The organism is Micromonospora pattaloongensis (assembly GCF_900107255.1).
GTDB lineage: Bacteria > Actinomycetota > Actinomycetes > Mycobacteriales > Micromonosporaceae > Micromonospora_I > Micromonospora_I pattaloongensis.
Genome location: NZ_FNPH01000004.1, coordinates 58,521 through 80,718, shown reverse-complemented (window position 1 = coordinate 80,718; position 22,198 = coordinate 58,521). Strand labels below are relative to the sequence as shown.

Sequence of the window (22,198 nt, the reverse complement as noted above, 5' to 3'; positions counted from 1 at the left end):
GAGCCCGGGTACCCGGCCGTGCCGGGACGAACGGCCCGCCTCCTCGACGAGGTCGACCGACGGCTGCTCGACGCGCTGGTCCGGGACGGCCGGGCGTCGATCCGGACGTTGGCCGAGCGCATCCACATCTCGCGCACGAACGCGTACGCCCGGGTGGAGCGGCTGGTCCGGGAGGGTGTGATCACGGGGTTCCGCGCCCAGGTGGCGCCCGAGCCCGCCGGGCTGGGCACCTCGGCGTACATCAGCCTGACGATCGAGCAGAACACGTGGCGGGAGGTGTCGGCGCGGCTGGCGCAGGTGCGCTACCTGGAACACGCGGCGCTGCTGGGCGGGGACTACGACGTGCTGGCCCTGGTTCGCGCCCCCGACAACGCCACCCTGCGCGACGTCGTGCTCAACCAGGTGCAGAGCATCCCGGGCGTGCTGTCGACCCGCACATGGCTGGTCTTCGACGAGTTCGACGGGGTGCGCAGCCCCTGGACATGACCCCTTTCCGCCGTGGCGGGGGTGGCCGCGCGGGTAGCGTCGGCGCATGCGGGCCCGGCAGTCCACGCGGGGGCGGCTGCGCGCGTGGTGGCACCGGCTTCCGGGGTCGCTGCACGCCTGGTGGCACCGGCTTCCGGGATCGCTGCGCGCGCGGCGGCACCGGGTGCGGGCGAACATCGGGCTGGCGGTGCAGAGCGCGCTCGCCGCGGCGATCTCCTGGTTGATCGCCCACGACCTGCTCGGCCACCCCGAGCCGGTCTTCGCCCCGATCGCGGCGGTCGGCACCCTCGCCGGCTCGATCGGCCAGCGGCTGCGCAACACCGTCGAGCTCGTCGTGGGGGTCGCGCTGGGCGTCGCGGTGGCGGACGGCGTCGTCGTCGGCATCGGCGCCGGGTGGTGGCAACTCGGGCTCGTGACGCTGCTGGCGATCGTCGCCTCGATCTTCCTCGGCGGCGGGCCCGCGCTGGTCACCCAGGCGGCCAGCGCCGCGGTGCTGATCGCGACGCTCTCGCCGCCGGAGACCGCCGGCATCTACACGGCCCGGTTCTGGGAGGCGCTGATCGGCGGGCTGGTCAGCCTCGCGGTGATCATCGCCGTGCCGGTGCGGCCGCTGACGCTCGTGCGCCGGGCGGTGGACCCGATTCTCGACGTGCTGGCCGCGTCGTACAGCGACGCCGGCGCGGCGCTGGCCGATGCCGACCGCGACCGGGCGAACGCGGCGCTGGAGCGGCTGCGCGGCGCGGAGAACGAGATCGCGACGATGCGCGAGGCGCTGCAGGCCGGGCTGGAGAGCGCGCGGCTGGCGCCGGTGCACTGGCGCAAGCGCGGCATGCTGCGGCGGTACGTCAACGCCTCGGAGTTCCTGATGCGGTCGGTGCGCAACGGCCGGGTGCTGGCCCGGCGCTGCGTGACCGCGCTCGACGCCGGCGAACCGGTCCCGGTGTGCCTGCCGGCCGCGCTCGGGACCCTCGCCGGCGCGGTGGCACGGCTGCGGGACGAACTGATGTCGCGGACGGACGAGCCGAGGGCGCGGGACCGGCTGCTGGAGGCGGCGGCCCAGGTCGGTGAGGCGTACGCGGCGGGGGTGGGTTTCTCCGGCCACGTGATCATCGCGCAGGTCCGGGCGGCGGCGGTGGATCTGCTGCAGGCCACCGGGGTCGGTCCGGAGGACGCGAACGTGCTGGTACGCGCGGCGGTGGCGCGGCGGGCGCCGGAGCAGCCCCCCGACTGACACCCGGTCGGCGTCGACACGGACGTTCGGACGCGACACTTAGCACTTTGTCCGCAATCGATTGTTTGACACAATTTGGTCAATCTGATCAAATTGTACGCTGTGGATGATCAACTTGGTTGGTTGAGCCGGCCGTGAGCGGGGGCACCGAACAGCGGCGCCGTTGGCCGCTGCGGACGTACGTCGTCGCCCTCGTGGTCCTGTTCATCGTCGCGAGCGCGATCAGCAGCGCGTACCAGCGCGCCCAGGCGGAGCAGTACGCCCGGCGCGCGGCCGTCGAGGACGCGACGTTCGCGGCGCGCCTCGCCGCCCGCGACATCGGCGACGCCCTCGCCGCGCTGCAGAAGGCGCTCGACGAGACGGTGGCCAACCCCGCCATCGCGCAGGCCTTCGCGCCCGACCTCGACCCCGGCGCCTGCTCCCTGTCCTTCTCCGGGGTCGGCGCGTTCAAGAGCGGCCACCTCGACGTGATCCGCGCCGACGGCACGGTCGCCTGCAGCTCACTCAAGGACCGCCGCGTCCCCGGCTACCGCGGCGCGCCCTGGCTGGCCGAGGCGCGGTCCACCCGCGGCGTCCTCGGTCCCGTCACCGACGACCGCACGGGACGCTACGTCATGATCGGCAGCGCCCCCGTCGGCCGCCTCGGCATGGTCGCCGGCTTCCTCGATCTCGAGTCGCTGGGCCCGGCGCTCGCCACGATGTACGGCGGCCCCCGGCAGCTGTCGATGCTCGTCACCTCGGCCGACGGCGCCACCGCGGTGACCCGGTCGATCGACTCCCGGCGCTGGACCGGCGCGTCGCTGCGCGACACCCCGTTCGCCGCCGACGCGGGTCTGGTCGAACGGCGCGACCCCGACGGGGTGCGCCGGCTGTACGGCGCGGCGACCGTGCCGGAAATCGACTGGCAGGTGCACGCCGGCGCCGACCAGAACAGGGCACTGGCCGCCGCCCGCGAGCTCAGCACCCGGCAGTCAACGATCACCCTGGCCGGCCTGCTCGTCGTCCTCGTCGCCGCCGCCGTCTTCCACCGCCGCATCCTGCGCCCCGTCCGGCGGCTCAGCATCGCGGTCCGCACGGCCGGCGCGACCGGCAACACGCCGGTGCCGGTCACCGGCCCCGCCGAGCTCGCGGACCTGGCCGAGGATTTCAACCGGATGACCGCGGCCGCCGAACGTCACCTCGCCGAGGTGTCCCGGCTCGCGGCGATCGTGCATTCGTCGGTCGACGCCATCATCGGCAAGACCCTCGACGGCATCATCACCAACTGGAACGACGGTGCGATGGCGGTGTACGGCTACCGGGCCGAGGAGATCTGCGGCCGGCACATCTCGGTGATCGTCCCGCCGCACCTGCACCCGGAGCTGGAAGAGCTGCTGCGGCGGATCAGGCGGGGCGAACGCGTCGAGCGGCTGGAGACGCAGCGGGTCCGCAAGGACGGGACGGTGATCGAGGTTTCCGTGACGATCTCGCCCATCCACGACGGCGCCGGCCGGGTGGTCGGCGCGGCGGCGGTGGGGCGGGACATCACCGAGGAGAAGCGGGCGGCCGCGGAGCGGGCCTGCCTGCAGCAGCGGCTGCACCAGTCGCAACGGTTGGAGAGCCTGGGTCAGCTCGCCGGCGGGGTGGCGCACGACTTCAACAATCTGCTCGCCGTCATCCTGTCCTGCACCGAACTGCTGGCCGACGAGCTCGATGCGGCCTCGGCGGCCGGTCGGGACGTCCAGGCGATCCAGCGGGCCGCGGAGCGGGGCGCGCGGCTCACCCGCCAGTTGCTCATCTTCGGCCGGAAGGACACCACCCGCCCCGAACTCCTCGACCTGAACGCCGTGGTCGCCGACCTGCAGGAGCTGCTGGCCCGCAGCATCGGCCAGCACGTCGAGCTCGTGGTCCGCGGGGCGTCGGAGTTGCCCGCCGTCCGCGCCGACCGGGGTCAGCTGGAGCAGGTGCTGGTGAACCTGGCGGTGAACGCGCGCGACGCGATGCCCGACGGCGGCCGGTTGACCATCGAGACCGCGTCGGTGGACGTGGATGAGGTGTACGCGCAGCTGCACCCGCAGCTCACGCCGGGGCGGTACGTGCAGCTGCTGGTGAGCGACACCGGGACCGGGATGGCCCCGGAGGTGGTGGCGCGCGCCTTCGAGCCGTTCTTCACGACCAAGCCGAAGGGCACCGGAACGGGTCTGGGCCTCGCCACCGTGTACGGCATCGTCGCCGAGGCCGGCGGCACGGTGACGATCTACTCGGAGCCCGGCCTGGGCACGACGTTCCGGGTCTACCTGCCGGAGGTCGTCGGAGCGCGCCCCGCGCCGACCACGCACGCGCCCGCCCCCGTGGCACGGGGACGCGGCGAGACGATCCTCGTCGTGGAGGACGAGGCGGCGCTGCGCGAGGCCACGACACGGCTGCTGCGCCGCAACGGCTACGAGGTCGTCGAGGCCGGCAACGGGATCGAGGCGCTGGAGGCCGCCGCGAACACGCGGTGGGACCTGCTGCTCACCGACGTCGTCATGCCACACATGTCCGGCCGGGAGCTCGCGGAACGGCTCCGCCTGCACCGACCCGACCTGCGGGTGCTGTTCATGTCCGGCTACAGCCAGGAGGTGCTCGGACCGGGCAAGGCGCTCGACGAGGGCGTCACGCTGCTGGCGAAGCCGTTCACCGAGGCCGCGCTGCTCGCGAAGGTGCATGCGGCGCTCGCGGGCGGCGTCGCGGGATCGCCGTCGCTGCACCCCGGCGGGTAGCGACCGGGTCCGTCGCGGACCACGCCGCAGGATTGCGCCCTTTTATCAGGAAAAACCAGTGAGTTCGCGGAACTGCCCCTGGCGTGTCGCGTTGAGCAGAGACGTGACAGGGGTGTCCGATGCCGAAACGATCAGCTCCAGGAAGCAAACGAACAGCTCCGGGAAGCAAACGATCAGCTCCAGGAAGCGGAGTCCGCTGCTGGTCTGCGGCCTTCTCGCCGGGGTCGCCGTCGCGGCGGCGGCCTTTCCCGCGGTGGCGGTCTCCGGCCTGGCCGTGAAGGCCGGGGCGGAGACCTTCGAGGGGCTGCCCGGCGAGCTGACCACCAAGCAGGCGCCGCAGGCGACCGAGGTGTACACCTCCGACGGCGAGACGCTGCTGGCGCGCTTCGCCGACGAGAACCGCCGGGACGTCCCGCTGGCCGACGTCGCGCCGATCATGCGTCAGGCGATCGTCGCGGCCGAGGACCGCGCCTTCTACCGCCACAACGGCATCGACGCCAAGGGCATCGCCCGGGCCTTCGTCGCCAACAACTCGGGCAGCCTTCAGCAGGGCGCGTCCACCCTGACCATGCAGTTCGTCCGGATGTCGATCACCTACGCCGCGACGGACCCCGCGGCCATCGTCGCCGCCAGCGAGGACACCGGGGTGCGCAAGATCCGGGAAGCTCGGTTGGCGATCCAGATCGAGAAGCGGCTGTCGAAGGACGAGATCCTGGAGCGCTATCTCAACCTGGCGCCCTTCGGCAACGGCACGTACGGCATCTACGCGGCCAGTCAGTTCTACTTCCGCAAGCAGCCGCACGCGCTCGGGATCGACGAGGCGGCGATGATCGCCGGTCTGGTGAAGTCGCCGTCGGAGTTCAACCCGCTGACCGAGGACGGGGCGCGCGCGACCCTGCAGCGGCGCAACTGGGTGCTCGAGCAGATGCGGGAGACCGGGGTGATCACGCTCGAGGAGGCGGCGGCCGCGCAGGCGAGCACGCTGCACGTGCGGGGCGAGGCGCCCCCGAACGGCTGCCTGGCGGCCCGCCCCAACCACTGGGGCTTTTTCTGCGACTACTTCTACCGCTGGTGGCTCGCGCAACCGGCGTTCGGGATCACCACCTACGACCGGGAGCGGCGCCTGAAGGGCGGCGGCTACCGCGTCGTGACCACCCTCGACGCCCGTACCCAGGCGGCCGCCCGGCGCAACGTGCACACGCGGCTGCGCGACGCCGACCCGGCGGCGTTGATGGTCGCGGCCATCGAGCCCGGCACCGGTCGGGTCCGGGCGCTCGCCGCCAACCGGACGTTCGCCCTCGACAACCCCGCGGCGCCGCGCAACGGATTGTCCGCCAATCCGCCCAAGGCCAGGAAGGGCATCCGCGGCAGCTACCCCCGCACCACCAACCCGATCGTCACGGGCGGCGGCGACATCGCCGGCTACCAGGCGGGATCCACGTTCAAGATCTTCACGTTGATCGCCGCCCTGCAGAACGCCTACCCGCTGGACTACACGATCAACGCGCCGAGGATCTACCAGTCGAAGTACACCGGGGCCTCCGGCGCGGCCGCCTGCCCGCACAGTCGACGCTACTGCCCGCGCAACGCCGACGACGGCATGGCCGGGGTCCACAACGCCTGGACCGCCTTTGGCAGCTCCGTGAACACGTACTTCGTTCCACTGCAGGAGCGCGTCGGCGCGGCGAACGTCGTGGACGTGGCGCGCCGGCTGGGCATCACGTTCCGGGCGCCGAAGGAGGCCGCGCTCGCGGACGACCCGCAGGCGGCGAACGGGTGGGGCGCGTTCACGCTCGGCGTCTCCGCGACCACGCCGTTGGAGGTCGCCAACGCGTACGCGACGCTCGCCGCGGACGGCCGGTTCTGCCAGCCGACACCCGTGCAGGAGATTCGGGACTCCCGCGGCGCGGATCTGCCGGTCGCGGCACCGGCCTGTGTGCAGACGATCAACCGGGAGGTGGCGCGCGCCGCGCTGGACGCCGCGCGGTGCCCGGTGGGCGACAAGTCCGCCTTCGGCGAGTGCCGCGGCGCGACGGAGCCGCGCGTACGCCGGGTGGTGCGCCATCCGGTGGCTGGCAAGACCGGCACGACCGACCGGGACCGCACGGCGGCCATGGTGGCGACCACCCGGTCGCTGGCGGTCGCCGGAATCCTCGCCGACCCGGACTGGCCGGAGACGACCCGGAAGATGAGCCACCGGATCGTGAATCCGGCCGTCTACCGCACGCTGGCGGCCGCGATGGCGGGCAGGAGGCCGCAGGACTTCCCGCGGCCGGAGCCGCGGCTTGCCTACGGCGACCAGGTGGCCGTACCGGACGTCACGTGCAAGAGCGTCGCCGAGGCGACCGCGCTGCTGACCGGCGCGGGATTCCAGGTGGAGGTCGAGGCCCGGCCGGTGCCGTCGGGGTGCCCCGCGAACACCGTCGCCGGCACCGAGCCCAGCGGCTGGACGGTCGCCGGCGGCGTCGTGGTGATGCGGGTCGTCGGCCCCACGTACGGGGGATACCCCTGATCGCCCCGGTGGCGGCTCCTATTCGAAGGGGCGCTGCGGCTGATCCGGCACCGCGAACGGGTCATGCGCGGCGGCGTCGCGGCGCTTGCGCTGCTCGCGCAGCTCACGCTTCTTCCGCTTCTGCTCCTCGGTGTAGCGCTTGCGCGCGGCCAGGTCGCGCTTCCAGCCGTCACGGGCCGCGGCGCTGGTGCCCTGCACGGCATTGTCGACGGTGGGCGGGCCGAGGAACTTGAACAGGACCTCGAAGAGCCGGTCCCGCTTCACCGGCTTGTCCGGCTCCGGCCGCTCCGCTTCGCTCATCGCCGACCCCTCCCGTCCCGTCGTCCGCTGGTGCACAAATTGTTTGTGCACCAACAACAGTATGATCGACGGGACGACGGGAGGTTGCGGTGGGTGACGTGGACACGATCACGGATCCGCTCGCGCTGGAGCGGCAGGTCTGCTTCGCGCTCTCCGTGGCATCCCGCAGCGTCGTCGCGGTCTACCGGCCGCTGCTCGAGCCCCTGGGCCTCACCCACCCGCAGTACCTGGTCATGCTCGCGTTGTGGCAACGCGCGCCGCGCTCGGTGAAGGAGCTCAGCGGCGTGCTCCAACTGGACCCCGGCACGTTGTCGCCGCTGCTGAAGCGCCTGGAGTCGGCGGGGTACGTCCGACGCGAACGGGACCGCAGCGACGAGCGGGCGCTGGCGGTGACGTTGACCGAGCCGGGGGCGGCGCTGCGCTCCCGGGCCGAATCGATCCCCGGCGCCGTGGTGGCCCGGCTCGGGATGAGCCTCGACGATCTGGTCGACCTGCACGCGGCCCTGACCCGGGTGATCGCCGCCGCGCAGCGGCCGTGACGCGGGTGATCGCCGCCGAGGCGGCCGTCACGCGGACGCTCATGACCGGCTACGACGACCGTCCGGCCCACGGCTCGGGCTCGGTCAGTGAGTCGAGGACGTCGCCGAGCCGCAGCGTGCGCCGGACCCGCTCCGCGGGGCCGATCACCACGACGGCGACGCCGTCGTCGCCGGCCCGATCGGTGACGGTCACCACCGCGTCGGCGCCGGCGTCGTCGAGCAGGGTCACCCCGTCGAGGTCGAGGATGAGCTCGGCGACATGGTCGACCGTGATCGCCCGTTCGACCGCCGCGACGAGCACCTCCACGGTGGACCGCTCCAGCTCCCCGTCCACCGCCAACCGTACGACCCCGTCGTTGACCGGGTGCTCCGTCACCGTGAGCCTCATCTGACCTTCCCAACGGTCGTGTCCACGCGCCGCCGCGCCGCCCCGCCCCGCCCCGCCATCCTCCTCCCGTACGCGGCATATTCTCAGCGTTTCGGCCGAATTCACCCGGCCGACCGGCGACGCCCGGACGCGGGAAGCGTCCGGGCGTCGCGATCGTTGGGAAACTGCCGCTACTCACCATCGCCGTCGGCGGGGGCCGCCCCGGTCGATGCGGCGCTGGGCGCTCCGGTCGGTGCGGCGGTGGGCGAGCCGGTCGGTGCGGCGCTGGGCGCCCCGGTCGGTGCGGCGGTGGGCGCCGGCTGCGGCGCGGCCCTCAGCTCGTCCGGGACGGGCAGGGCGCTGCCCTTGATGTACTCGTCCCAGCTCATGTCCCAGGCCGTCCACCCGTTTCCGGGGTCCAGCTTGACCTCGGTCCCCTTGATGGTGACCAGATCGCCGACGTGCGTGACCTTCATCAGCCAGTCCGCGTTGGCCGGGGAGACGTTCGTGCAGCCGTGGGAGACGTTGACGTATCCCTGGTCGCCCACCGACCACGGCGCGGAGTGGATGAACTCGCCGCCCCAGGTCAGCCGCTGGGCGTCCTCCACGTCGACCACGTAACCGCCGTTCGGCTCGCCCCGCGTGTCGAACGTGGTGTAGTCGTGCTTCTCCATGATCACCATCTTGCCGCTCGACGTCGGCGTACTCGGCTTGCCCATGCTCACCGGGATCTTCCTGGCCAGCTTGTCGTCCTTGTAGACCGACATCAGCTTCGTCTTGTTGTCGATCTCCAACGTGACCTTGTTACCGATCGTCGCCGACTCGGCGTGGTCGACGTCGCCGTAGCTGCCGTCGCCCATCGGCAGGCCCCCCAACGCGGCCCGGACGTTGATCTTCGTGCCGGGACGCCAGAAGTCCGGCGCGCGGTAGTACACCTGCTTGCCGTCCTTCTCCCAGTGCCACAGCCCGGGCTGCGGCGGGTCGGTGGTGACGAAGAGCCGCCGCTGCACCTGTGCCCGCGCCTGTTTCGGCACCCCCTTCTCGAAGCCGATCGTGACCGGCATGGCGACGCCGTACGTCCGGCCGCTGCCGAGGTAGAGCGTCGTCTCGTTGCGGCTCTGCGGCTTGCCCATCGTCGTGAACGTCGCCGTCTGCGTCGTACTGCGCCCCTTGTCGCTCACCGCGGTGACCTGCGCCGTGTACGACTGCTTGTGCTTGAGCGCCGCGTCGGGCAGCCACGACGAGCCGTCCGCTCGCATCACACCCGCCACCCTGGCCCCGGTGGCGTCGGTCAACGTCACCTCGGTGACCTTCCCCCCGGTCACCACCGCGCCGATCTCCGCGCTGACCGGCACGTTCGTGCTGTTCGCCGCCGGCGTGATCGCGACCGCCGGCGCTGGCGCCTGCGCGATCCTCGCCGGCTTGCCGGTGCAGCCCGCGAGAAGCAGCGGCGCCGCCGCAGCGGCCACGGCGATCACCCCGGCCCTCCGCCTTCCCTTCATGATCCCCACCTCGTTTCCCCCGACCCCCGCCACATTTTCTCCGGGGCAGGGTGACCGCGAGGCCGGTTTCGTGAGAACCATCCGCGTCAACCAGGACCATTTGACGGCCCTGAAAACCCTTTGCTACCAGCCGTTTCCAACCGTTACGGCGGTTTGGGGGCCCACCGGGCGACCGACGACGCCGGCAGGTCCGGAGCGCGCGGACCGCACAGCCCGTCCAATGTGGCCGGCCACGGGGACGGAGATCGGGGCGCGCCGCGCACGGCCGATCGGCGTCACGAGCCCTGCCACTCCCGGCGGAAGTCGGGGTGGTCCGCGTACGGCAACGCCAGCTGCCGCATGATCGGTTCGGCGTACGGCGACGGCGTCGCCTCGATCAGCTCCAGCAGCGCGCGCTTCGCGCGCACGTCGCGCAGCACCCGTGCCGGGTCGTGCCGGGCCACGTGCTCCACGACCGCGACCGCCATGCCGGTCGGCCCGCTGAGCACACCGGAGCCGCGGGCCCGCAGATCGCACCGCTCGCCGGCGCCGTCGTACCAGGGGTCCACGTCCCAGATCCCGAACCGCGCGTTCGGTCCGGCGGCGCCGCAGGCGATGACCTCGTCTTCGTCGAGGCGGAGCCGGAGGAAGAGCAACAGCTGATTGCTCATGCCCCATCTTCGCTCCCCCGCCGTCGGCGGGCCAGCCCAGCGTGCGTGCCGTTTCCGCGGACGGCGGCCGGCGCTCAGCCGCCCGCGAACCCCGGGTCGGCGGCGATATCGGCCTCGAACCGGTCCACCGCCGACGCCGCGCCCTCCCAGGCCCGACGCAACGCCAGCGCCAGTCGGCTCGACCCGGCGCCGATCACATCGAACCGCAGCTCCCGTAGCCCCTGGCCGCCCGTTCGGCTGGCGGGCGCGAGCGCCTCCTCACCGGAGGGCCGCAGCACCGCCGGGTCGTACTCCTCGATCTGCCACCGGTGGCCGGACGTCGGCGTCTCGTCCAGGCGGACGACCACCACGTCGCCGGGGACCGCGCGGTGCGCGCGCCCGGCGTCCGCCCGCGCGAGATTGATCCGCGCCACCCGCCCGCTCCCGTCCCATCCGACGCCCGGTGCGGCAGTTCGGCGGTCCGGCACGCCTCGCCGCCATCGTTCAGCAGGCCGAGTCGCCGCGCCTGTCGCGAACCGGCTGTCGAGCCCACCCTAGCCCTCGATGACCTTGCAATCACAGCAGACCGCCGGACTTTCGGCGACAGCGGGCACGACTTTCGTCGCTGAAACGGGGTCTTTGCATGGTCGACAAGAACGCGTAACCTAGCTCTCGCCATCGAACCGTTTACATTGCCGGATCTTTTATCTGCAGAGCCGGACTTCGTTCTGGCACGACCCGAAGTACCCGCTCGCGTACCTCCGCATCCCCATGGCTCGCGCCAACGCCCACCCCTGGGCAGTGTCGCCGGTCGCCCGCCCGGCCGCCATCCGGGCGTCGACCAGCCGCTCACGCCGACCCTGTCACGCGTAAGGAGGCACCTCAGCATGGAGCACGACGACCACGGCCGACCGCCGCAGACGGACCCGTCCCTGAGTCGCCGCGGGATCTTCCGCGCCGCGACCGTCGGCGCCGCCGCGCTCGGCGCCGGGCAGTTGTTGTCCGGGCCGGCCGAAGCCGCGCCGGCCGCGACGGGCCACTCGGACCACGGCCGCCGGAGGGTCCCGACCGACCGGATCAGCATCCAGCTCTACACGCTGCGCGACCAGCTCGCGATCGACCTGCCCGGCACCCTCGCCGCGCTGCGGCGCATCGGTTACACCCGCGTGGAGCACGCCGGCTTCGTGGGTCGCACCGCGGCCCAGTTCCGGGCGGCGCTCGACGCCGCCGGGCTGCGCGCCACCTCTGGTCACGCCAGCATCCCGCAGCCGTTCGACGACGCCGCCTGGCAGACGGCGCTCGCCGACGCCCGCACCGTCGGCTGCCGCTACCTGGTGCACCCGTGGTTCGGCCTCGACGCAAACGGCGAGCCGATCCGGGACCCCGCCCGCTACCGGGCTCTCGCCCGGGACCTCAACCGCGCGGGGGCGCTGGCCCGCCGCGCCGGCATCCAGTTCGGCTACCACAACCACCAGTTGGAATTCGTCCCGCTCAACGGCGAGCGCCGCACCGGGTTCGACATCCTCACCGCCGAGACCGATCCCCGACTGGTCCACTTCGAACTCGACCTGTTCTGGGCGATCCGCGGGGCGCACGACCCGGTCGACGTGATCCACCAGCACCGCGGCCGGATCAAGCAGGTGCACGTCAAGGACATGAACGTCAACGCCGGCTTCGACGACCTCGGCCGCGGGCTCATCGACTTCGGCCGCATCTTCGCACACGCGCAGGCCGCCGGCCTGGACGAGTACATCGTGGAGCGGGACGACGCGGGCACGCCGCCGCGCACCCCGGCGGACGCGCTGAGCACCGCACGCGTCGGGTACGACTACCTCACGTCCCTTCGCTTCTGACCGTTGTCCACGACCAAGGGAGGAAATCGCAGATGAGAAGGGGCGCCATACTGGCCTCTCTGGCACTGGTGCTCGGCGGGCTCAGCGCGCCGCAGTCCGCGACCGCCGCGCCGACGGCCGCACCTGCAACGCCGCCGCCGGACACCAGCTTCCAGAAGGTCACCCTCAACGACTTCCCCGGCGAGCCGGTCAGCCTCGCCGTGCTGCCGGACAACCGGGTTCTGCACACCGCACGCACCGGCGAGGTGCGCATCCACAACCCCCGCACCGGCCTGAACACGATCGCCGCCAACGTCCCCGTCTACGAGCACGACGAGGAGGGGCTGCAGGGCGTCGCGATCGACCCCGACTTCAGCCGTAACAAGTGGGTCTACCTCTACTACTCGCCGCCGCTGAACACCCCCGTCGACGACCCGGCCACGCCGAGCGTCAACGAGGGCGACGCGCCGACCGTCGGCACCGAGGCGGACTGGCAGCGCTTCCGTGGGTTCCTGCGGCTGTCGCGGTTCAAGCTCGCCGGCGACACCCTGAAGCTCGACACCGAGCAGCGCATCATCGACGTACCGGTGGACCGGGGGATCTGCTGCCACGTCGGCGGCCAGATCGACTTCGACAGCCAGGGCAACCTCTACCTCTCCACCGGCGACGACACCAACCCGTTCGACTCCAGCGGCTACACCCCGATCGACGAGCGGGCCGACCGCAACCCGGCGTTCGACGCCCAGCGCAGCTCGGGCAACACCAACGACCTGCGCGGCAAGCTGCTGCGCATCCGGGTCAAGCCCGGCGGCGGCTACACCATCCCGGAGGGCAACCTCTTCCCGGTCGGCAAGGCGTACACGCGGCCGGAGATCTACGCGATGGGGCTGCGCAACCCGTTCCGGTTCGCCGTCGACCGGCGCACCGACAACGTCTACATGGCCGACTACTCCCCCGACGCGAGCGCCGCCAACCCCGATCGCGGTCCCGCCGGACACGGTCGCTGGATGGTCATCGACCGCCCGGCGAACTACGGCTGGCCGTACTGCGTCGCCCCGGACATGCCGTACGTCGACTACGACTTCGCCACCGGCGAGTCCGGCGAGCCGTTCGACTGCCGCGCCCCGATCAACGACTCGCCGCACAACACCGGGCTGAAGCGGCTGCCCCGCGTCGAGCAGCCCGAGGTCTGGTACCCGTACGGGGAGGCGGCGGAGTTCCCCGGGCTCGGCACCGGCGGCATCGGCCCGATGGCCGGCCCCGCGTACGTCTTCGACAGCAACAACAAGTCCGCGACGAAGTGGCCCGCCTACTACGACGGGGTGCCGCTGTTCTACGAGTGGACGCGCGACTACATCAAGGAGTTCCGCCTCGACCGGCAGAACCAGGTGCGGGACATCCGCCCGGTGGTCCCGTCGATCGTGGTGGACAACCCGATGGACATGGAGTTCGGCCCGGACGGGGCGCTCTATGTGCTGGAGTACGGCGACGGCTACTTCGCGGAGAATCCCGACGCCCAGTTGTCCCGGATCGACTTCGTGCGCGGCAACCGTACGCCGATCCCGAAGATCAGCGCGAACCCCGGCTCCGGCGCGGCGCCGCTGACCGTCTCGTTCTCCAGCGTCGGCACCACCGACCCCGACGGCGACTCGCTCAGCTACGCCTGGGACTTCGACGCCGACGGCAAGGTCGACTCGCGGAAGGCCAACCCGACCTTCACCTACACCGAGAACGGTTCGTACCTGCCGACCGTGAAGGTCACGGACGTGACCGGGCGCTCCGCCTCGGCGTCGCTGCGGTTGGTCGTCGGGCCCGGCGCGCCGACCGTGGAGTTCGTCCGGCCCGTCACGGGCCAGGCGTTCCAGTTCGGCCAGCAGGTGCCGTTCGAGGTGCGGGTCACCGACGACGCGCCGGTCGACTGCGCGCGGGTCAAGGTGACCTACATCCTCGGCCACAACGAGCACGGCCACCCGATCTCGTCGGCCACGGGATGCACGGGCACGATCACCACCAGCCTGGAGGGCGGTCACGGCGGGGCGGACAACCTGTCCGCGGTCTTCGTCGCCGAGTACACCGACGCGCCGACCGAGCCGGGGGCGCCGGCCCAGACGGGCACCGCCACCGTCGTGCTGAGGCCGACGGCCCGATAGTGGTGCGGTGATGAGCGGGGTCGGCGCACGCCGGCCCCGCTCATCCGTGTCGACCGCCGGCTACGGCAGCTCGCCCTGCGCGTCGCCACGAGTGGCCGCTTCGGGGGCGACGGTGCGGGCTCCGGCCCGCGACGGCCGAACCCGTGACCCACGGGTGCGGCACGGACCGGCGTAGTAGAACGGACAGGTGCCCCGGTTGTCGACCGATCGCTTCCCGCCCGTCGGGCGGCGACGGAGCGCGGCGCGGTGAAGGATTTGCTCGACCGGCTGCTGACGCTGCCGGGCGCCCTCGTCTACACGCTGGTCACGCTGGTCGTCTTCGTCGAGGACGCGCTCTTCTTCGGGTTCGTGCTCCCCGGCGAGACGGCCGCGATCCTCGGCGGCGTGGCGGCCAGCCTCGGCCACGTGTCGCTGCCCGTGATGATCGCGCTCGTGGTCGCCGCGGCGATCGTCGGCGACACCGTCGGCTACGAGATCGGCCGCCGCCTTGGCCCGCGGCTGCTGACCAGCCGGCGATTGCGTGCGCGCCAGGCACGCCTGGACCGGGCGAGGGAGCTGCTCGCGCGGCGGGGCGGGACCGCGGTCTTCCTCGGCCGGTTCACCGCGTTCTTCCGGGCGGTGATCCCCGCGCTGGCCGGCGCGTCGTCGATGCCGTACGCGAAGTTCCTGGCGTTCAACGCCGCCGGCGGTCTCATCTGGGGGGCCGGTTCGGTGTTGGCCGGGTATCTCGGGGGTCACTCCTACCGGACCGTGGAGAAATTCGTCGGGCGGGGCACGGCACTCACCGCCGTCGTGATCGCCGCCGGCGCGCTGCTGATCTGGCGGATCCGCGCTCGCCGCGGACGACGTTAGGAAGGGTCGCTTCCCGTACGGAAAGCGACCCTTCCCCACCACCGGTCAGCCCGGCAGGGTGAGACCGCCGATCGGGGCCAGCACCTCGCCGGTGTAGTACGACGAGAGCAGGTCGCTGGCGAAGAAGACGTACGACGGGGCGATCTCGTCGGGCTGCGCCGGGCGCTTCATCGGGACGTGGTCGCCGAAGCCCTTGACCTTGTCGGCCGGGAAGGTGGCCGGGATCAGCGGGGTCCAGACCGGGCCGGGGGCGACGCAGTTGACCCGGATCTTGCGCTTGAGCAGCGACTGCGCGATCGAGTACGTGAACGCGATGATCGCGCCCTTGGTCGCGGAGTAGTCGATCAGGTGGTTGTTGCCCTTGAGTCCGTTGATCGAGGCCGTGTTGATGATCGCGGAGCCCTCGGGGAGGTGCGCCAAGGCGGCCTTGGTCACCCGGTAGTAGCTGTGGATGTTCACGTCGAACGTGTGCAGCCACTGCTCCTCGGAGATCTCCTCCAGCGAGTCGGCGTTCCGCTGGTAGGCGACGTTGTTCACCAGCAGGTCGAGCCCGCCGAGCTCGCTGACCGTCCGCGAGACGACCTCCTGGCACTGACCCGGGTCCGCGAGGTCGCCGGGGAGCAGGACGCAGCGCCGTCCGGCCGCCTCGACGAGCTCGGCGGTGCGCCGGGCGTCGTCGTGCTCGCAGAGGTAGGCGATCGCGACGTCGGCGCCCTCTTTGGCGAACGCCACCGCGACCGCCCGGCCGATGCCGGAGTCGCCGCCGGTCACCAGGGCCCGTCGCCCCTGGAGCAGGCCACGCCCGACGTAGTCGGCCATCGTGTCGCGCGGACGCGGCTGCATCTCTGCGCTGTCACCGGGATAGGGCTGTTCCTGGGCCGCCGGCAGCGGCGTCTGCTCGGGAGAAGTCATGGTCGGGCCGGTACCCCGGCGCCGAAAACAGCAAACGAGGCGATACGCCGCGCGCGCGGCGTATCGCCTCGGCGGCGATCGGCGAATCGGTGACGGTCGGCCCCTAGGCCGGGTCACGAACCGGGCGGCTCATCGGCCGCGCGCCTTGCGGGTGCTGCGCTCGTTGGCCTTCTGGATCGCGTCGACGAGCTCCGGCTTGGTCATCCGCGACCGGCCGCGCACGTCGAGCTTCCGGGCCACGTCCATCAGGTGCTCCTTGGTGGCGTTGGCGTCGACGCCGCCCGCGGTCCCGGTCGGCCTGGACCGCCGGCCCCGGGCCGCCTGGGCGTCGCTCGGGCCCTTCTTGCCCTTCGCCTCCCAGTGGTCGCCGACCTTCTCGAACGAGTGCTTGACCGCGGAGAAGGCGGTGCGGTGCGCCCGCTCCCCCTCGCCGTACGAGTCGACGGCCGAATCGTGCGCCTTGGCCCAGGTGTCCTGCGCCTTCTTCGGAGAGCGCTTCAGCGTGCTGGGCATTTCCTTCCGGGCCGGCATCGTCTCCTCCTTCGCGAGCGCGTACGGGCGCAAACGTTCCCGTTGGGCGATCCGGGCAAACCGCGCCCTCAGCCCTTGCGCCGGCGAGGTGGCGAGCCCCTCGACGAAATGCCGCTGCGCCAGGAAGGCCCCGTGAGGCGTAACGGCCCGCATCGCGGGCATCCGGGCTGCACACCGACAACTCGGCGGAGGTCCGCGATGCCACAGAGCCCGGTCAAGGACAAGAACTACGACCTGGTCAGCATTCTGCACATGTCGCTGGAGAACGCCTGGCGGATGGAGCACTACATCAAGGATGCGGAGCAGGAGGGCGACGCCGAACTCGCCGACTGGTTCCGCAAGATCCAGCAGAACAGCCAGAAGGCCGGCGATCAGGGCAAGCAGATGCTCAAGAAGCGGCTCCAGACGGAGCCCGGCTGACGTCGCTGCCGGTATGGGTGCGTGTGTTGTCGTTCCAGCGACAACACACGCACCCACACCCGTCAAGATCGGTCGGCAGAGCCAGGGCGCGGACGGAAACGTTGCCGCGGCGACGGGGATCGGCGCACTCCCCCGGAAAGCGCCCGGCATGCCCGGTACGGTGACGATGTCGCGATCCGGAAGCGGAGGTCGCCGTGCTCGTCGCGCATCTCAGTGATCCGCACATCACCACCGGCGCGCTCGCCGCCGAGCCCGCGTCCGGACTGCACCGGGCGCTCTGCCGGGTGCTGGCCCTGGACCCGCGACCGGACTGCGTCGTGATCACCGGTGACCTGGTGGAGCACGCCCGGCCGGACGAGTACGCGGTGCTGTGCGAGGTGATCGGGCGTTTCCCGCTGCCGCTGCACCTGGTGACCGGCAACCACGACGGCCGCGAGTCGCTGCTGGACGCCTTCGGCGACACCCCGTTGCTGCCCGCCACCGAGTGCGCCTACTACGCGGTGGACCATCCGGGGGCCACGATCGTGGCGCTGGACTCGCTGCAGCCCGGCGACGCGGCCGGCCATCTCGGCGCCGAGCAGCTCGGCTGGCTCGACGAGACATTGGCGCGCCGCCCCGACGTGCCGGTCTTCGTCTGCCTGCACCATCCGCCGATTCCGGTCGGGATCCCGTTCCTGGACGCCATCCGGCTCACCGACGGCGACGAGCTGGCCAAGGTCGTCGCCCGCCACCCGCAGGTGGTGCGCGTCCTCGCCGGCCACCTGCACCGGCCGGTCACCGCCGGCTTCGCCGGCAGCACGCTCACCGTCGCGCCCAGCACGTACCGGCAGAGCGACCTGTGCATGCGCCCGGACCGCGCGATGGGCTACTTGGCCGAGCCGACCGGCTTCCTGCTGCACGCGCTGACCGGCGCCGAGTGCGTCACGCACACCGTCCCGGTCAGCCACGCGGCCGCCCTGCTCGGCGGCTCCTGACCAGGTGGGCGGGGCGCGCCGGCGCGCGCGACGCGCCCGCGGTCACTCGGCCGTGCCCTTCCAGTCGACGAGTTGCACGATCACGCCGTTCGGGTCGGTCACCTGGAACGCGCGTTCTCCCCACTCCTCCACCGTCAGCGGCATGGTGATGGGGACGCCCTCGGACCGCAGCCGCGCGAGTTCGCCCTCGAGGTCGTCGACGACGAACGCGAGGATCACCCCGTCGGCGTGGTCGTCCCGCTGGTCGTCGGGGAGCGTCTTCAGCCCCCGCCGCAGGTAGATGACGTTCATCCCGGCGTCGTCGCGGGTCAGCGACGCGAACCCGTCGGCGGCCATCTCCGCCCGGAAACCGAAGTGCGTGGTCAGGAACCGGGTCGACGCCTCGACATCGTCGACGTTGAGCGACACGGCCGATGAGGTGATCTTCACGGGGGCCTCCGGAGCGGGTCGGCGACACTTCTCCGTACATTGTACGTCGTAAGGAGATCGACGACCGCTTCTCCGGTCCCGCCGCGGGGCGGCCGCGCCGGATGGCGGCACGGCCGCGGAAGGGGGGCTGCCGCCGCGTCAGGACTGGTTGCCGGGGATCCGATTCCACTCCTGCGGGCTGGTGCCGGGAGGCGGTGCCACATCCGGGCCGGTCCCGCGCCCCGGTCGCGTCGATTCCGGCGGCGCCTGCCCCATCTCCCGTAGCAGCTGTTCCTTGTTCTTGCGCTCCGGGTTCTGGATGCCCGCCCGCCGGGCCGCCTCGACGACCTCGCCGGTCTTCTTCTGCCACAGGTATCCGTCGCTCACCGTCTGCTCCCTCCTGCGTGACGTTGCCTCCCCCGCCGGTTACCCGGTGCGGTTGCCGCCATTCGCGGCCAGCCGGCGCCGCCGCCGGTTGCCGGGCGGAAACCGGGGTAACCGGGCGACGCCAGGGCCACCGGCGGCCACCACCACGACACGAGGCGAGGAAGCGTGCCCGAGGTGACCGAACCCGCGCAGCCGCACCCGCAGCCCGAGGAGAACTCCGGACACGGACGCCTGACCGCGCGCCCGTACCCACCGGTCTCCGCCTCGACCACGACCGGCCTGCTACCGCTGGACGGGCCGACCGGCGAGTTGCTGGGGCTGGCCTACGTGCCCGAACCGGCCGACGGCCGCCCGTACCAGTTGGCGCTGCTGCTGCACGGGGCCGGCGGCTCGCCGCGGCACGGGCTGGACCTGCTGCTGCCGATGGCCGACGAGCACCGGCTGCTGTTGTTGGCGCCGAAGTCGGCCTCCAGCACCTGGGACCTCATCGTCGACGGGTTCGGCCCGGACGTCCGTCGGATCGACCGGCTGCTGGAGGAGATCCTCGACTCCTATCCGGTGCGACGGATGCTGATCGGCGGCTTCTCCGACGGCGCCTCGTACGCGTTGTCGTTGGGGTTGACCAACGGCGACCTGTTCGACGCGGTGCTCGCGTTCTCCCCGGGCTTCGCCGCCCCGCTGCTCGCGCACGGTCAGCCGCGGGTGTACGTCTCGCACGGCACCGACGACACCGTCCTGCCCATCACCGTGTGCAGCCGCCGGCTCGTGCCGCGGCTGGAGGCGGTCGGCTACCCGGTCACGTACGAGGAGTTCGACGGCGGGCACGAGGTGCCGGAACGCATCGCGCAGCGGGCGGTCGAGTGGCTGCTGGCCGGAGCGGGCACCGCGACCGCGGCCTGAGCGGTCCGCGAGGTGACGCCGAAGGCACCCCCGGTCACCGCGCGATCAGCCGTTGCGTGGGACCTCGATGGTGGCGCCGGGCGCGAGGTCGTAGACGCGCTCCCGGATCGTGACCTTCGAGGGGGGCGCGGCACCGCCCGGATGGGCGTGCAGGGTCAACTTGGTGGGGTCGACGCGGAGATTGATCCACTGGCCGCGGTAGCGGATGTCGAGGTCGAGCGAGCGCAGCTCGTCCGGGAGCATCGGGTTGAGCCAGAGCATGTCCTCCCGGGTGTCCAGGCCGGTGTAGCCGCGCTGGAGAATGTCCAGGCTGCCGGCCATCGCGCCGAGGTGAATTCCCTCGCTCGTCGAACCCCCCTCACGGTCGGCGATGTCGCTGTTCAACGCCGCGCGCAGCATTTCCCACGAACGGCTCCGGTCCGTGCGGGAGAGCACCCAGGCGTGCGCGACGCGGCTCAGGCTGGAGCCGTGCGAGGTGCGCCGCATGTAGTAATCGATCATCTGCGGGATGATCGCGGGATCGAAGGGATAGTTGAGCTGGCGCACCAGCGCGGTGAGCTCCTCGGCGGTGAACAGGTACAGCAGCATGAGCACGTCGGCCTGCTTGGACGCCTGGTAGCGGTTGGGGCTGTCGTTCTCGGCCTCCAGCACCAGCCCGAGTGTCTTCAGGTCCCCGTGCTGCCGTTTGAACTCGTCCCAGTCACGCTCGGCCAGCCGCCCGTAGCCCTCGAACTGCTCGATCAACCCGTTCGGCAGGAAGCACACCCGCAGCCGCCGGGAGATGTGGTCCCACTTCTGCAGCTCGGCGTCGCTGAGGCGCAGACCCTGCCACATCTCGTCGCCGTGGTGTTTGCCGATCAGCTCGTGGGCGTCCCGGGCCCGCGCCAACGTCCATGCGGTCATGATGTTCACGTACGCGCTGTTGTCGATGCCCTGACCCGGCCGGTCCGGGTAGCCGTCGTGGAACTCGTCGGGCCCCATCACCCCGCGGATGTCGTAGCGGTCGTCGTTCGGGTCGTAGGTGGCGAGGCTGGCGGCGAAGCGCCCCGTCTCGAACAGCAGCTCCGCGCCGTACGCGGCGAGGAAGCCGAAGTCGGCGGTGGTCTGCCAGTAGTGCCAGACGTTGTAGGCGACGGCGAGGTTGACGTGGTATTGCCGGGACGAGTAGTCCTGCCGCCACCGGCCGGCGTGCGGGTTCCAGGAGGCGCGGGGCGTCTCCTCGCGGCCGTCGCTGCCGCTCTCCCAGGGGAACAGCGCCCCCTTCATGCCGAGTGCGGCGGCGCGGCGCCGGGCCTGCGGCAGCCGACGGTGCCGGTACCGCAGCAGCGCCCGGGTCAACTCGGGCAGCCGGAAGTTGAGGAACGGGAAGACGAACAACTCGTCCCAGAAGATGTGCCCGCGGTACGACTCGCCGTGCAGGCCCGGCGCGGGCACCCCGGCGTCGAGGTCCGCGGTGTGCGGGGAGAGCGCCTGCAGCAGATGGAACACGTGCACGTGCACGGGCAGCCGCGATCCGTCCCCGTCGTCCAGCCCCACGTGGAAACGCTGCCACAGCCGGTCCCACGCCGCGCTGTGCGCCAACAGCAGATCCTCGAACTTGCTCGCGTCGGTGATCTCCTCGCGGGCCGCGACGAGCGGCTCGGCGATCGCCCGGTCCCGCGACGTGAACAGCGCGACGGCCTTGTCGATCACGACGTCCTCGCCCTGCCCGACGTCGATCTCCAACTCCTGACCGATCAGGCCCGCCTCGCTGACCGTGCGCCGGTCCGCCCGCACCTCGTGCCCGCCCTGGTAGACCAGCGTGCGCGCGACCTCCGCGACCCGCTGCTTCGAGCTGCTCGTCTCGGCGACCAGCCACACCAGGTCACGGCCGTCGCACCCGGTCTCCGTGACCGTCAGGTGCTGGGCGGCGAGCGCCCCGAAGGACGACACGTTGCCGTTGCTCACCCGACCGTCGAGCGCCGAGCGGATCTCGATCCGCCCGGACCAGTTCTCCAGCACGATGCGGGTCTCCAGCGCGCCGAGGTGCGGTGCGGCCATCGAGACCAGCCGCCGCTGCCGCAGCCGGGTGCGCCGGCCGTTCCGGTCGGCCACCAGCAGCTCGCGGGTGAGCAGGCCACGCCGCATGTCGAGCACGAGATGCTCGTGCACCCGCTCGAACGCCTCCGGCACCAGCCATTCGCCGCCGAGGGATCGGAAGGTCAGCGGCAACCAGTTGGGCAGGTTGACGATGCTCTCGTCCTCGCGCGTCTGCCCGTCCACCTGCGAGGTGAGACGGTTGTAGAGGCCGGCGGCGTACGTGCCGGGGTAGTGGGACTCGTCGGCGGTCGCCTCCGGCGCCGCGCCGCGGGTGGCGAAGTAGCCGTTGCCGACGGTGAGCAGGGTCTCCCGGGTCCGCTCGCTCGCCGGATCGGCGTCGGAGTAGCTCAGCACCCATTCGTCCGGCCCGCTCGAGACGCACAGTTCGCAGCCCGGGTCCGCGCCCATCAGTCACCTCCGCACGCCGTCGCCGCGACGCGGCTTTC

Annotated in this window: 21 protein-coding genes; 11 read left to right on the top strand and 10 right to left on the bottom strand. The window is 71.9% G+C overall.

Annotated elements, in window-relative coordinates; translation table 11 throughout:
* Nucleotides 1-18: 18 nt before the first annotated feature.
* The 4 genes from BLW47_RS12805 to BLW47_RS12790 all read left to right on the top strand — a co-directional run bounded on the left by BLW47_RS12805 (nt 19) and on the right by BLW47_RS12790 (nt 6,970).
* The gene (locus BLW47_RS12805; RefSeq protein WP_245736650.1) at nt 19-486 is read left to right on the top strand and encodes an Lrp/AsnC family transcriptional regulator; all 468 of its coding nucleotides are present in this window, start codon (nt 19-21) and stop codon (nt 484-486) included.
* A gap of 46 nt (nt 487-532) precedes the next feature.
* On the top strand, nt 533-1,717 hold the full coding sequence (locus BLW47_RS25095; protein WP_091555982.1) for an FUSC family protein: 1,185 nt from the start codon (nt 533-535) through the stop codon (nt 1,715-1,717).
* A gap of 134 nt (nt 1,718-1,851) precedes the next feature.
* Nucleotides 1,852-4,458, top strand: coding sequence for a PAS domain S-box protein (locus tag BLW47_RS12795; RefSeq protein ID WP_091555979.1), 2,607 nt, complete (start codon nt 1,852-1,854; stop codon nt 4,456-4,458).
* 112 nt (nt 4,459-4,570) lie between these two features.
* Nucleotides 4,571-6,970, top strand: coding sequence for a penicillin-binding protein (locus tag BLW47_RS12790; protein WP_245736614.1), 2,400 nt, complete (start codon nt 4,571-4,573; stop codon nt 6,968-6,970).
* 18 nt (nt 6,971-6,988) lie between these two features.
* Here BLW47_RS12790 and BLW47_RS12785 read toward each other — a convergent pair whose 3' ends face one another.
* Nucleotides 6,989-7,270 carry a hypothetical protein gene (locus BLW47_RS12785; RefSeq protein WP_091555978.1) on the bottom strand — a complete coding sequence of 94 codons (282 nt, stop codon included), beginning with the start codon at nt 7,268-7,270 and terminating at the stop codon, nt 6,989-6,991.
* 107 nt (nt 7,271-7,377) lie between these two features.
* On the opposite strand from BLW47_RS12785, the gene BLW47_RS12780 reads away from it, so the two are divergent.
* Nucleotides 7,378-7,809, top strand: coding sequence for a MarR family winged helix-turn-helix transcriptional regulator (locus BLW47_RS12780; RefSeq protein WP_217634853.1), 432 nt, complete (start codon nt 7,378-7,380; stop codon nt 7,807-7,809).
* Between the two features lie 49 nt (nt 7,810-7,858).
* Here the strand turns inward: BLW47_RS12780 and BLW47_RS12775 are convergent, their stop codons facing one another.
* The 4 genes from BLW47_RS12775 to BLW47_RS12760 form a co-directional block, all read right to left on the bottom strand.
* Nucleotides 7,859-8,197 carry an STAS domain-containing protein gene (locus tag BLW47_RS12775; protein WP_091555975.1) on the bottom strand — a complete coding sequence of 113 codons (339 nt, stop codon included), beginning with the start codon at nt 8,195-8,197 and terminating at the stop codon, nt 7,859-7,861.
* 170 nt (nt 8,198-8,367) lie between these two features.
* Nucleotides 8,368-9,678: a L,D-transpeptidase gene (locus BLW47_RS12770; protein ID WP_091556709.1), complete on the bottom strand. Its 1,311-nt coding sequence runs from the start codon at nt 9,676-9,678 to the stop codon at nt 8,368-8,370.
* Between the two features lie 275 nt (nt 9,679-9,953).
* The gene (locus tag BLW47_RS12765) at nt 9,954-10,328 is read right to left on the bottom strand and encodes a DUF6221 family protein (protein ID WP_091555973.1); all 375 of its coding nucleotides are present in this window, start codon (nt 10,326-10,328) and stop codon (nt 9,954-9,956) included.
* Between the two features lie 74 nt (nt 10,329-10,402).
* A complete protein-coding gene (locus BLW47_RS12760; protein WP_175543610.1) occupies nt 10,403-10,741 on the bottom strand; it encodes a protease inhibitor I42 family protein in 339 nt (112 codons plus the stop codon).
* A gap of 453 nt (nt 10,742-11,194) precedes the next feature.
* Between BLW47_RS12760 and BLW47_RS12755 the strand changes: the two genes are divergently transcribed.
* The 3 genes from BLW47_RS12755 to BLW47_RS12745 all read left to right on the top strand — a co-directional run bounded on the left by BLW47_RS12755 (nt 11,195) and on the right by BLW47_RS12745 (nt 15,141).
* Complete coding sequence (locus tag BLW47_RS12755; protein ID WP_091555968.1) at nt 11,195-12,160, top strand: sugar phosphate isomerase/epimerase family protein; 966 nt, start codon at nt 11,195-11,197, stop codon at nt 12,158-12,160.
* 32 nt (nt 12,161-12,192) lie between these two features.
* Nucleotides 12,193-14,289 (top strand): PQQ-dependent sugar dehydrogenase, encoded by a 2,097-nt coding sequence (locus BLW47_RS12750; protein WP_091555966.1) that lies wholly within the window; start codon nt 12,193-12,195, stop codon nt 14,287-14,289.
* Nucleotides 14,290-14,535: 246 nt separating this feature from the next.
* The gene (locus tag BLW47_RS12745; protein WP_091555965.1) at nt 14,536-15,141 is read left to right on the top strand and encodes a DedA family protein; all 606 of its coding nucleotides are present in this window, start codon (nt 14,536-14,538) and stop codon (nt 15,139-15,141) included.
* Between the two features lie 45 nt (nt 15,142-15,186).
* Here the strand turns inward: BLW47_RS12745 and BLW47_RS12740 are convergent, their stop codons facing one another.
* Together BLW47_RS12740 and BLW47_RS12735 are read right to left on the bottom strand one after the other, a co-directional pair.
* A complete protein-coding gene (locus tag BLW47_RS12740) occupies nt 15,187-16,053 on the bottom strand; it encodes an SDR family oxidoreductase (protein WP_217634837.1) in 867 nt (288 codons plus the stop codon).
* A 129-nt stretch (nt 16,054-16,182) separates the two neighbouring features.
* A complete protein-coding gene (locus BLW47_RS12735; protein ID WP_091556707.1) occupies nt 16,183-16,584 on the bottom strand; it encodes a ChaB family protein in 402 nt (133 codons plus the stop codon).
* A 198-nt stretch (nt 16,585-16,782) separates the two neighbouring features.
* Between BLW47_RS12735 and BLW47_RS12730 the strand changes: the two genes are divergently transcribed.
* Both BLW47_RS12730 and BLW47_RS12725 read left to right on the top strand, forming a co-directional pair.
* A complete protein-coding gene (locus BLW47_RS12730) occupies nt 16,783-17,004 on the top strand; it encodes a hypothetical protein (RefSeq protein WP_091555961.1) in 222 nt (73 codons plus the stop codon).
* 194 nt (nt 17,005-17,198) lie between these two features.
* Entirely contained in the window at nt 17,199-17,978 is a 780-nt protein-coding gene (locus BLW47_RS12725) for a phosphodiesterase (RefSeq protein ID WP_091555959.1), read from the top strand.
* Between the two features lie 42 nt (nt 17,979-18,020).
* On the opposite strand, the gene BLW47_RS12720 is transcribed toward BLW47_RS12725, so the two are convergent.
* Both BLW47_RS12720 and BLW47_RS12715 read right to left on the bottom strand, forming a co-directional pair.
* Entirely contained in the window at nt 18,021-18,407 is a 387-nt protein-coding gene (locus BLW47_RS12720) for a VOC family protein (protein ID WP_091555957.1), read from the bottom strand.
* A 138-nt stretch (nt 18,408-18,545) separates the two neighbouring features.
* On the bottom strand, nt 18,546-18,773 hold the full coding sequence (locus BLW47_RS12715; RefSeq protein WP_091555955.1) for a hypothetical protein: 228 nt from the start codon (nt 18,771-18,773) through the stop codon (nt 18,546-18,548).
* 174 nt (nt 18,774-18,947) lie between these two features.
* Between BLW47_RS12715 and BLW47_RS12710 the strand changes: the two genes are divergently transcribed.
* The gene (locus tag BLW47_RS12710) at nt 18,948-19,673 is read left to right on the top strand and encodes an alpha/beta hydrolase (RefSeq protein ID WP_091556705.1); all 726 of its coding nucleotides are present in this window, start codon (nt 18,948-18,950) and stop codon (nt 19,671-19,673) included.
* Nucleotides 19,674-19,718: 45 nt separating this feature from the next.
* Here the strand turns inward: BLW47_RS12710 and BLW47_RS12705 are convergent, their stop codons facing one another.
* Nucleotides 19,719-22,160, bottom strand: a complete 2,442-nt coding sequence (locus BLW47_RS12705) for a glycoside hydrolase family 65 protein (RefSeq protein WP_091555953.1) — start codon at nt 22,158-22,160, stop codon at nt 19,719-19,721.
* Between the last annotated feature and the right edge of the window lie 38 nt (nt 22,161-22,198).